General features: G+C 54.3%; 7 protein-coding genes. All 7 read left to right on the top strand.

Translation table 11 applies throughout. The annotated features are described in order from the left end of the window. Positions 1-72: 72 nt before the first annotated feature. The 7 genes from P1P89_13285 (at position 73) to P1P89_13255 (ending at position 11,430) form a co-directional block, all read left to right on the top strand. Complete coding sequence (locus P1P89_13285; GenBank protein MDF1592484.1) at positions 73-1,764, top strand: hydantoinase/oxoprolinase family protein; 1,692 nt, start codon at positions 73-75, stop codon at positions 1,762-1,764. Positions 1,765-1,790: 26 nt separating this feature from the next. Further along, positions 1,791-3,122, top strand: a complete 1,332-nt coding sequence (locus P1P89_13280) for a histone deacetylase (GenBank protein ID MDF1592483.1) — start codon at positions 1,791-1,793, stop codon at positions 3,120-3,122. 76 nt (positions 3,123-3,198) lie between these two features. Then, the gene (locus P1P89_13275; GenBank protein MDF1592482.1) at positions 3,199-4,425 is read left to right on the top strand and encodes an efflux RND transporter periplasmic adaptor subunit; all 1,227 of its coding nucleotides are present in this window, start codon (positions 3,199-3,201) and stop codon (positions 4,423-4,425) included. Positions 4,426-4,431: 6 nt separating this feature from the next. Continuing rightward, positions 4,432-7,653: an efflux RND transporter permease subunit gene (locus P1P89_13270; protein MDF1592481.1), complete on the top strand. Its 3,222-nt coding sequence runs from the start codon at positions 4,432-4,434 to the stop codon at positions 7,651-7,653. 200 nt (positions 7,654-7,853) lie between these two features. Beyond that, on the top strand, positions 7,854-8,774 hold the full coding sequence (epmA, locus tag P1P89_13265) for an EF-P lysine aminoacylase EpmA (protein MDF1592480.1): 921 nt from the start codon (positions 7,854-7,856) through the stop codon (positions 8,772-8,774). Between the two features lie 137 nt (positions 8,775-8,911). After that, the gene (locus tag P1P89_13260; protein MDF1592479.1) at positions 8,912-9,604 is read left to right on the top strand and encodes a response regulator; all 693 of its coding nucleotides are present in this window, start codon (positions 8,912-8,914) and stop codon (positions 9,602-9,604) included. After that, positions 9,601-11,430: an ATP-binding protein gene (locus P1P89_13255; protein MDF1592478.1), complete on the top strand. Its 1,830-nt coding sequence runs from the start codon at positions 9,601-9,603 to the stop codon at positions 11,428-11,430. Before P1P89_13260 ends, P1P89_13255 begins: the two co-directional genes overlap by 4 nt. The last annotated feature ends 1 nt before the right edge of the window (position 11,431 follow it).

The raw sequence follows: 11,431 nt of genomic DNA, 5'->3' as shown, positions 1-11,431 counted from the left end.
CTGATTTTATCAACCTCCCATAACCACGCGAGCTGGCAATTTTTCGCCCATATATGTAAACAGGTAAATGCGATGATAATCGGTCTGGATGTCGGTGGTACGCACACGGATGTGGTTTTGCTGAGCAATGAGAGCGGCCTGGTCAACGCAGCGAAAGTGCCGACCGATCCCGCAAACCTTTTTAATTCGGTCCTGGCCGGGCTCGAAGAAGTGACCCGCGGCATAGCCCCCGGGGCCATCAACCGTGTGGTCCTTAGTACCACGCTGACCACCAACGCCATTGTGCAGAACAAACTGGCGCCTGTGGGCATGGTTGTCTCAAGCGGCCCGGGGATCAACCCGGCGCTTTATAGCTGCGGCAGCCATTATCATGTGGTTTCCGGCGCCATTGACCACCGCGGCCGCGAAATCAAACCAATCAACAGAGATGAAATAAAAACGGTTGCCGAACAGCTCTGTAAGGAGGGGATCCGGATTGTCGGGGTCGTCGGCAAATTCTCACCGCGAAATCCCGCCCATGAGCGGGCCATCCGGGAGGTTCTGAAAGATTCCTTTGACCAGGTTTTTCTGGGTCATCACATATCCGGCAGTCTCAATTTTCCCCGCCGAATCGCCACCACTTTTCTGAATGCGGGCGTATACCCCATCCATATCAAATTCTATGATGCCGTCCGGAAATCTCTTGATGCCAAGGGCCTGACATTGCCGATCCGCATCCTGAAGGCCGATGGCGGCAACATGAAATTTGAGGCCTCCGTCAACTTTCCCGGGCAGACCATATTTTCCGGGCCGGCCGCCAGCGTGATGGGCGCCATTGCATTTGCCCCCGAAAAAGAAGACAGCCTGGTAATGGACATCGGCGGAACCACCACCGACATGGCGATTTTGGTCAATCGGGTTCCGCTGCTGGACCCGCTGGGCATTGAAATCAACACCTACAAGACCCTGATCCGTTCCATCGATACCTTTTCTGTCGGGCTCGGGGGGGACAGCGCAGTGACATTCAGCGACGGGGGGATTATCATCGGTCCGGAACGCCTGGGTCCGGCCATGGCTTACGGCGGGCCGGCGCCGACACCCACCGATGCGTTGTTTGTTTTAGGGCGCATCGATGGCGGCGATCGGGAGCGGGCCGTTAATGGGATTGAGCCCATTGCCCAGGCCTTGGGTATCACGGTGGCGGCTGCGGCGGCTGAAATTTTCGATTTGGCCTGCCGGAGCCTTTTGTCAAAAGCACAGGACATGATCTTTCGGGTGAACAGTCAGCCGGTCTACACCGTTAATGAACTGCTGGACGGGTATAAGGTAACGCCCAAAAAGATTTTAGTCCTGGGCGGACCGGCCCCCTACTTTGCCGAGCAGTTCAGGAAAATATGCAATTACGATATTGAGGTGGTGCCGCGCTGGAGCGTGGCAAATGCCATCGGCGCCGCCCTGGCGCGAACCACATGTGAAGTTTTGCTGTTTGCCGATACCGAACAGGGCATTGTCTCGGCGCCCAACGAAAATTTCAGCAGAAAAATCGATTCGTCCTTTGACAGTCAGGCGGCCCTTAAAATTGCCTTTGAACTCCTAAGGGAAAAAGCCATCGGGCGGGGCGCCAATCCGGATTATCTGGAGATGGAAGTGCTGGAAAATCAGCAGTTTAATATGGTCAGAGGCTTTTCCACGACCGGGAAAAATATCCGGGTCAAGGTCCAGGTCAAGCCAGGCCTGATTCACGGATACGACCGCCTCCTGGAAAAAATCGCTGCGGGCTTGTAGCCCGGAAAGGATTTGCGGGGAAAATCATGCTGCGTGCCAAAAACAAAACCGGTCTTGTTTTCTTTCCGGCATTTGACTGGGCCATCAGTCCCACCCATCCCGAACGGGAAGAGCGGTTGTTATATACCCAGGACCAGGTTTTCGAGGAGGGGTTGTTTGACATCGACGGCATCAAGGAATACAAGCCGGACCTGGTTACCATCAAGGACATCCAGCGGGTCCATTTTTGCGTGCCGGATGTCTGGAGCGTTACCACCGAATCGCATTTCATCAGTGCCGGCGGGGCCAAAACCATCGGGATGGCGGTCTTGGAAAAACAGGTGGACAAGGGGTTTGCGCTGGTTCGGCCGCCGGGACACCATGCCATGCGGGTGGTTCACGGGGCCAGGGGGTTTTGCAACATCAATATAGAGGCCGTCATGATCGAATATCTGCGCGAAGCCTACCCCATCAACAGGGTTGCGATTGTGGATACGGACTGCCATCACGGCGACGGCACCCAGGACATCTACTGGCATGATCCGGACACCTTGTTTATTTCCATCCACCAGGACGGCCGTACGCTCTACCCGGGTTCCGGCTTTACGGACGAACTGGGCGGTCCCACTGCTGTGGGCAAGACCATCAATATTCCTTTGCCGCCGCACACTTCGGATGAAGGGTTCCTGTTCGCAACCGAACACATGATTCTGCCGATTTTAAAGGAATTTAAACCCGATATCATTATCAACTCGGCCGGTCAGGACAATCACTATACGGACCCCATCACCCAGATGAACTTTTCAGCCCAGGGCTATGCAACCCTCACCCGCCTGCTCAAGCCGGACATCGCCGTCCTGGAAGGGGGATATTCCATTGAAGGCGCCCTTCCGTATGTCAACGTGGGCATTGTACTGGCAATGGCCGGACTAGATTACAGCGGCGTCATAGAGCCCGATTATAGGCCCGAGCGCATCCGCCAGAGCCCGGAGATTTCCCGCTGGATCGAAGATACCGGCAAGATCGTTCTGGCCGGCTGGCGGCAGCGCGACCGCATCCAGGAAGAGCTGCAGGCCTCCCGGGAGTTCATCGAGCGATCCCGTGACATTTATTACGATACCGACAATATTTCCGAAACCCAGAAAGAAACGATCCGGGTTTGTCGGGACTGCAGCGGCGTGTTTAAAATCGATTCATCATCCAGCCGGGGGCTGCATATCCTGGCCGTACATATCCCCAGAAAAGCCTGCGGGAAATGCATTGAACACGGCCATCACTGGTTTGATACGGCCGACGCCGGCGGTTTTAACAAGATTTTCATGCAGGACCGCACGGAAGACAAATTTCTGGAACGCAAAACACATGATGCCGGCCGATAGTTGTCTTTGTGTCAGGATTTGACATTCGACATTTTAATAAATGAACAAAATTCCATCCATACTCAAGAGCTTATGGTTGTTATCCGCTGCGGGTTTTGTATTGATTCTGTCAGGCGGCTGCGGGGACAAGACCGAAACACGCCCGGCCGTTGAGACGCCGGTCCGAACGGCCAAAGCGGTTACAATCAGTCCGGCGGCGGCGCTTCCGCCAAGAGGGACGGTTGAATATGTTGGCCTGTTGTCGGCCTTTCGCAAGGCCGAAATTTCCAGCGAAATGGGCGGAACGATCGAACGGTTCTTTTTCGAAAAAGGCGACCGGGTGAAAAAAAACCAGGTGCTCGCTGAAGTCAGCACCGACAGCATCCGCATTGAAGTGCAGCAGGCGGCGGCTGCGCTGAAAGCTGCTGAAAGCCAGCTTGAAAAGACGACAAAAGGGTCCCGGCCGGAAGAGATTCTAATGGCTAAGGCAGCGCTCCAGGCCGCCGCGGCCGAACGCCTGGAAGCGGAAAAGAACGTTGACCGGATTAAAACGCTTTACGGGAACCGAGCGGTTTCGGACAGCGTATATGATTCCGCCAGAAGGGCCGTTGACATGGCCCGGGCAAAAGAAGCATCGGCCCGGCAGGGGCTGATACTTTCGGAACAGGGTCCGCGGGAGGAAGATCGTCAGGCTGCCAAAGCCAATGTTGAACAGGCCCAAGCCGGGCTGGCGCTGGCGAAGGACCGGCTGCGGAAATCAAGACTGGTCGCCCCTTTCAGCGGCGTAGCGGCTTTCAGGGATGCTGAACAGGGGGAGGTGATACCGCCGGGAATGACCATTACACGGATCGTCGATCTCAGCCGTATGAAGATAAAACTGTCCATAAACGAAAAAGATATTGCGGTATTAAAAAAACATCCCCAGCTTGATTTTTCAGTTGATGCCCTTGCAGGTGAAACCTATCGCTGCTGGCTCGTTTTTCTGTCGCCCACGGCTGCGCCGTCAACGCGGTCGTTTCCGGCTGAACTGCTGGTGGCCGATCCGGATCCCCGCATGGCGGACGGTATGACCGCACGGGTCCGATTTCCCCTGGCGGACGAGAACCAGGCCATCAAGATACCGTCGGCCTGGTTGGCAGAGGAGGATGGAAACATCGGTTTGTATGTGGTGGAAAACGGAAAAGCCCTTTTCAGGGCGGTAACCCTTGGCGATTATTATGATCAACGGGTTCAAATCCTGAAAGGTCTGGATGGCAATGAACAGGTGATAACCAATCCGACCGGTATCAAAAGCGGCGACACCGTGACGATCCAGAGCGAGTGATCCAGCATGTTTTTAACCCGATTTGGCATAAACCGGCCGATCGTTGTTCGAATGGCGCTGCTCCTGATTATCATCGGCGGCATCTATTGCTACCGGGCAATGCCGCGCTACCTGGATCCGGATCTCTCCATCGGAGAAGGTTTGATTGTCACGCTCAGCCCGGGATTTTCTCCGGAGGAAATGGAGAAGCTGGTCACCCAGAAGATTGAAAAAGAGTTGGACGGCATTGCCGAGATCCGGCGATATGAGTCCAATTCCTATGAAAGCACCTCGAAAATCCACGTATTGTTCAACACCAATCTGAACGAATATGAAATCGATCAGGCCATGCAGGAGATTCGCAACGCAGTGGACCGGGTCGAGGACCTGCCCCAAGAGGCCAAAGTTCCCAATGTCATCGAGATCGATATTGCCATTTTTCCGGTCTGCATGGTGGGTCTGGCCGGGAATCTGCCCATGATGCAGCTCCAGGATCTCGCCAAGGACATCGCCGAAACATTTGAAAACGTCGACGGCGTTTCCGAGGTGGACATTCTGGGGGATCGTGAAAATGAAATCTGGGTGGAAATAAATCCCCGGCAGCTTTCCGCCTATGGAATTTCAGTCTCACAAGTGGCCCAGGCCATTGCCGGTCGCTCCCAGAACCGTCCCGGCGGCAGTCTGGAAATGAATGGCCGCGAGACGGCCATCCGCATGGTCGGGGAACCGCGGCAGCCTGAAAATCTGGGAGGCATCGTTCTAAAGCAGACAGCCGAAGAGACGGTCTTTTTACGGGATGTCGCCCGGATTACACCGACCCTGGAAAAGCCCCGGACACTGACATTCATTGACAAGAAAAAAGCACTGGTCCTTTCAATCAAAAGAAAACGCAACACCAACATGATCCGGATTGTAGACGACGTCAAATCGCTTTTAAAAGGCATCCCCAAACAATATCCGGGTTTGACAACCACCTTGTATTTTGACCAGTCCAGCGAAATCAAGAAGCGGATCCGGGAGCTGCAGACCAATGCCTTTCTGGGGATCATTTGCGTGTTTATTATTCTTTGGGCCGCCATGGGGCTGCGCAACTCCATATATACTTCCATCGGCATACCGGTTTCTTTTTTGATCACGTTCATCGCCATGCGCAGCAGCCATCTTTCCATCAACGCCATCTCCCTGTTCGGCCTGATACTGGTGCTGGGGATTGTGGTGGACGATGCCATCGTCGTCCTTGAAAACATCTATCGCTATCTGGAGGAGGGCGTCTCCTTGCTCCAGGCGACCATAGAAGGGAGCCGCGAAGTCCTGGCGCCGGTGCTGGCGTCGGTGACCACCACCATGGCGGCATTTTTTCCGATTCTCATTATGGTCGAAGGGATCATCGGCCGGTATTTGTCCACACTCCCCAAGGTGGTGATATTCGCCCTTACAGCCTCTCTTTTGGAGGTTTTCTTCATGATGCCGTCCCATATCGTGGAGTTTGCGCCCAAAAATAAAACCAAAAAAGTTTTCAAAAGACGCTTTGATGTTTTCGTGCCGTTCCGGCGGATCTACTATCCGTATCTTAAAGTTATTTTGCGCCATAGATATGTGTCGGTCCTGGTCATCGTGCTATCCACGATCCTGGCTTTTTTTCTATATTTTCAAACCGATTTTATCATGTTCCCCAAAAGCGATGTCTTTCCGCGGTTTAACATCCACTTTGATCTTCCCGTCAATTCTTCGCTGGAGCGGACCCAAAATACACTCCTGGAACTTTCCGACCTTATTAAGAAACGGATCGGCGATGAACTGGAGGCCCCCATCGCAATTGCCGGCATGAAGGAAGTAAATTATGAACCGGTGTTCGGATACCATTACGGGATCCTGAATGTGATTCTCAAGGAGGAAAAAGAACGGAGCCACAGCGTAGTGGAGCTGATGGAAAGCGTCCGGGAAGACGTCGGCCGGCTGTTGGCATCACACGACGCCACCGCCTTTGTATTGGAGCGGATGCTGGAGGGGCCGCCGGTGGGGACCGATGTGGACCTGAAGATTCAGTCGCCCCATTGGGAAACCTCCGCCCGGACTTCGCGGCTCTTGCAGGAAGAGTTGGGGCGTCACCCGGGGATCGTGGATATCCAGGATGATTATTCCCGGGAAAAACAGTTTATGGAAATTACCGTGGATGAAGCCAAAGCAAAGAGGCTCGGCATTGACCAGGCCCAGCTGACGATGGCCCTGCAGGCCGCTTTCCATGGTTTGCCGGTGGCCACCTACAACCAGGGGGATGAAGAACAGGACATCAAATTAAAATACCTGCCCGAATTCCGGCAGAATTTTGACGACCTGGTGAACCTGAAGGTGGTGGTTGCCGGCCATGGAGAGGTACCGCTTAAAGAAATTGCCGATGTCCGCCTGACCCCCGGATTTCACAATATCTATCATTACAACGGCAAGGAAACCGTGCGCCTGACCACCAATATCAAAGATATCCAGACTGAAAAAAAAGGGCTTTCCGGCATGCTGACCCACCTGAGCGGCAAGCAGATGACGGCGGTCAGGGCCAACGGGATTGCCCGGGATTACTTCAACCGGATCAGCCCCGATTTTCCGGGCGCCCGCCTGATCGCCGGGGGGCTGCAGGAGGAAACCAACCAGTCACTATGGGAACTGGGCCAGGCGGCGGTGATGGCATTGTTTCTGATTTTTTTCATCCTGGCGCTGCAGTTTAATTCCTTCAGCCAGCCGTTTATCATAATGATTACCATCCCCTTTGTAACATTAGGCGTGATGGTGGGACTGCTGGTGAGCAACAACCCGCTGACGTTTGTCACCCTCATCGGCCTGCTGGCTCTTTCCGGGATTGTGGTCAACGACTCGCTGGTACTGATCGATTTTATTAACCGCTACCGCAGGGAGCACCCCAAAGCGCTCTATAAGGCCGTCGTGCGGGCGTGCCATGTGCGCATGCGGCCGATTATGCTGACCTCTCTTACGACCATTTTCGGATTGGCGCCCATGGCTTTCGGCCTGGGGGGCAAATCTGTTTTCTGGGCGCCGCTTGCCACCGCCATCATGTGGGGGCTGGGGTTTTCCACCCTGCTGATCCTTTCCATGGTGCCGGCGTATTACGCGATCCTGGAGGATATCGGCTATCTGATCCGGCACCGCCGGCGCAGAAAGGCCGATACCCTGCGGGAGATCGAGGAAGCATTTCAGATCGAAGAATTGAAACCTTACTTCAAGGGTCAGGATTTATAATCAGGCCGATATAATATTACCTTGTATTGCTTTATTATTAACCCGGCATTTAAATATGTCATTCCGGCCGCAGCGTAGCGGAGAGCCGGAATCCAGAAACGTTGATGAGAATACTGGATTCCCGCCTGCGCGGGAATGACAAAATGTAATGAAAAATTTCTCTTTTTAATTGCCGGTTTAATAGGATGGGTGGTTAACAAATGCACTCATATCGACAGGCACGCATCAAAAAAAACCTACAGTTAAGAGCCCAGATCATTCAGGCGGTGCGGCAGTTTTTTTATGAGCGCGACTATCTGGAGGTTGAAACTCCTTGCCGTGTTCCAGTCATTGCACCCGAAGCCCACATCGACGCGGAAATGTCCGGGGGCTGGTTTCTGCACACTTCGCCGGAGCTTTCCATGAAACGGCTTCTATCGGCCGGTTATCCCCGCATTTTCCAGATCTGCAAATGCTTCCGGGCCAAGGAACGCGGCCTAAAACACCTGCCGGAATTCACCCTGCTGGAATGGTATGGCGCCGGCATGGATTATGTTGATATGATGGCGCAGTGCGAAAACCTCCTTAGGTTTGTGGCCCGGGCGCTGGGCTCGGAATGTGGGCTGGTTTACCAGGGACGTCCCATTGACTTAACGCCGCCCTGGGAGCGCCTCACGGTTGTTGAAGCCTTCCATTTATATGCGTCGCAGTCGCTGGAAGAGGCGCTATTAAATGATTGCTTTGATGAGGCCATTGCCTTTGAAATCGAACCCCGCCTGGGAAATGAAAAACCGGTATTTCTCTATGACTACCCGGCCCAAAAGGGCGCTCTGGCCCGCCTGAAACCCGACAACCCCAATGTGGCCCAGCGGTTTGAACTCTACATCTGCGGGCTGGAGCTGTGCAACGCCTTTACCGAACTCGTCGATCCGGTTGAGCAGCGAAGGCGCTTTGAGATCGATGGACAGGTGCGCGCTGCCTCCGGCAAAAAAGCGGTTCCCATGCCGGAAAAGTTTCTAAAGTCCCTGGACGATATGCCGCCGGCCGCGGGAAACGCCCTGGGGCTGGATCGGCTGGTGATGCTGTTTAGCGATGCAGCCCGGATAGACGACGTGGTGGCGTTTACGCCGGAAGAGCTCTGATCGGCTAAGAAACGAAATAAAAATCTAACTCAATGCTAACGATAAATTAATAGGGTTGTTTAATTATCCCGCTGTATTTATAATTGACTACCATCTCAACCATCGCGCATTTGGGAATATCAAACAGGGGAACGCCTATGTCTATGGAAAAAATACTGGTGGTGGATGACGAAGAAGACATCCTGGAGCTGGTCAGGCATAACCTTGCCAGAGAGGGATATCAGGTCATCTGTGCTGCGACGGGGGAAAAGGCGGTCGCAAAGGCCCGCAGCGAAAAACCGGATTTGATTGTTCTGGACCTCATGCTTCCGGGAATCGACGGCCTCCAGGTTGCCCGCACGCTCAAGGATAATGCTGAAACCCGGCAAATTCCCATCATCATGCTGACGGCCAAAGGAGAAGAGGCCGATATTGTCACCGGCCTGGAGCTGGGGGCCGATGATTATATTACCAAGCCTTTCAGCCCCCGGGTGCTGGTTGCCAGAATCCGGGCGGTCATTCGCAGGCATGATGCCAAAATTGAGGATGACGGCGACTTCCTTCAGATCAACGAAATCAGTATCCATCCGGGCCGGCGAAGCGTAACCGTAAACGGCGATCCGGTCGACCTGACCTATACGGAGTTTCAGGTCCTTTATTACCTGGCAAAGCGGCCGGGATGGGTATTTACCCGCACTCAAATAGTGGACGCGGTGCGCGGCAGCGATTATCCCGTGACCGACCGCAGCGTGGACGTCCAGATCGTGGGTCTTCGGAAAAAACTGGGCGCCTGCGGGGATTATATCGAGACCGTCCGGGGGGTCGGCTACCGCTTCAAGGAGCAGCCGTGATCAAAGAAAGAAAATCAAAATCACTGTTTCGGCAGATTTACCCCACCTACCTGCTGATCGTGGTGATTTCGGTGATTTCGGTAAGCTGGTATGCCGCCGATGCGCTGCGGCAATTCTATCTGGATCAGGCTAAAATCGATCTGCAGGCCCGGGCGCATCTGTTTGAGAAACATATTGAAGGTTATCTGTCTCCTCTGAACACATCGGCCATCGATTTTAGCTGCAAGGCCATTGGACGCCGGACCGGAACCCGGATGACAGTCATCCTGCCGGACGGCGAGGTGGTCGGCGATACCGATGAAACTCCGCAGAACATGGACAACCACGGCCGTCGCCCCGAGATCCTCCAGGCAATGAAGGAGGGCCTGGGAAGTTCGATCCGGTACAGCCGCACCTTTCGCCTGGATATGATGTACGTGGCCATTCCTTTTCAAAAGGAAGGGTCTACGGCTGCCGTTATTCGGACAGCCCTTCCGGTTTCCTTTGTGGACGAAGCCCTAAAGGGCGTCCGAAATAAAATTGCCCTGGGCGGCCTGATGGTTGCCCTCCTCACCGCCGTGGCCAGCCTGTTTGTTTCCCGCTATATCAGCCGGCCCATCGAAGAAATAAAAAAGGGGGCCGAGCATTTTGCCCGGGGGGAGTTGAAATATCGGCTGCCCCATACGGGTACGGCGGAACTCAGCAGCCTGGCGAGATCACTGAACCAGATGGCCGGCCAGATCGAGGAAAAAATTAAGACCATCGTCCACCAGCGCGCGGAACTCGAGGCGGTCCTTTCCAGCATGGTCGAAGGCGTGGTGGCCATCGATCAGGACGAGCGGGTGCTCAATGTGAATGCGGCTGCCGCCCGCATGTTCAACGGCAATGTCGGGAGCTTGCAGGGCCGCTTGATCCAGGAAGTCATTCGAAATGCCGAACTTCAGCAGTTTGTCCGAAACGCATTGGCCGGCGGGCGTTATATGGAATCGGACATCATCCTGCGTAAAAATAACGAACGGGTTATCAGCGCCTCCGGTACGCCGCTGCAGGATGCAGCCGGGAGCCCGCGGGGGATTCTGGTGGTGCTGCATGATGTAACCCGTCTCAGAAAACTTGAAAATATGCGGCGGGATTTTGTGGCCAATGTTTCCCATGAGATCAAAACCCCCCTGACCACCATCAAAGGCTTTGTGGAAACCCTTTTGCAAGGAGCGGTGGACAACCACCAGGAAACCGAACGGTTCCTGGGCATCATCGCAAAGCATGTGGATCGTCTCAATTCCATCGTGGACGATTTATTGAGCCTTTCGCGGATCGAGCAGGAGGGCGAAAAAAAGGAAATCCGATTCGAGACCGTCGGATTAAAGCGCGTCCTCGGCAACGCCGTACAGATCTGCCAGACAAAGGCCGGGGAAAAAAACATATCGCTTGACCTGAACTGCGACAAAGGATTCACCGCTCTCCTGGATCCGGCCCTTTTTGAACAGGCGGCCGTCAATCTCATCGACAACGCCATCAAATTCAGTCAGGCAGGCCGCACGGTAACGATATCCTGCGAAAAATCCGACGGTTCTGAAATCGCAATTCATTTTAAGGACCATGGCATCGGCATCCCCAGGCAGCATCTGGATCGGCTGTTTGAACGGTTTTACCGGGTGGATACGTCCCGGAGCCGAAATTTGGGAGGGACCGGTCTGGGGCTTGCCATCGTAAAGCACATCGTTCAAGCGCACGGCGGCAGGATTACGGTGGAAAGCGCCCCGGGCGCCGGCAGCGTGTTCAGCATTTTCCTGCCGTTGAAAAATGGCTCGTCATCAGAATCTAACCCGGCGCTAATATCATTCTAAC

It is taken from the genome of Desulfobacterales bacterium, from assembly GCA_029211065.1.
In the GTDB taxonomy this organism is placed as follows: Bacteria; Desulfobacterota; Desulfobacteria; order Desulfobacterales; family JARGFK01; genus JARGFK01.
Note: the sequence above shows the minus strand (reverse complement) of the source record. Positions and strands in the feature narration are given on the sequence as shown.

Bases quoted from the DNA above. Each gene is read 5' to 3' on its own strand.
- P1P89_13280 (MDF1592483.1), top strand. From the start codon at position 1,791: ATGCTGCGTGCCAAAAACAAAACCGGTCTTGTTTTCTTTCCGGCATTT.
- P1P89_13285 (MDF1592484.1), top strand. From the start codon at position 73: ATGATAATCGGTCTGGATGTCGGTGGTACGCACACGGATGTGGTTTTG.
- P1P89_13270 (MDF1592481.1), top strand. From the start codon at position 4,432: ATGTTTTTAACCCGATTTGGCATAAACCGGCCGATCGTTGTTCGAATG.
- P1P89_13260 (MDF1592479.1), top strand. From the start codon at position 8,912: ATGTCTATGGAAAAAATACTGGTGGTGGATGACGAAGAAGACATCCTG.
- epmA (MDF1592480.1), top strand. From the start codon at position 7,854: ATGCACTCATATCGACAGGCACGCATCAAAAAAAACCTACAGTTAAGA.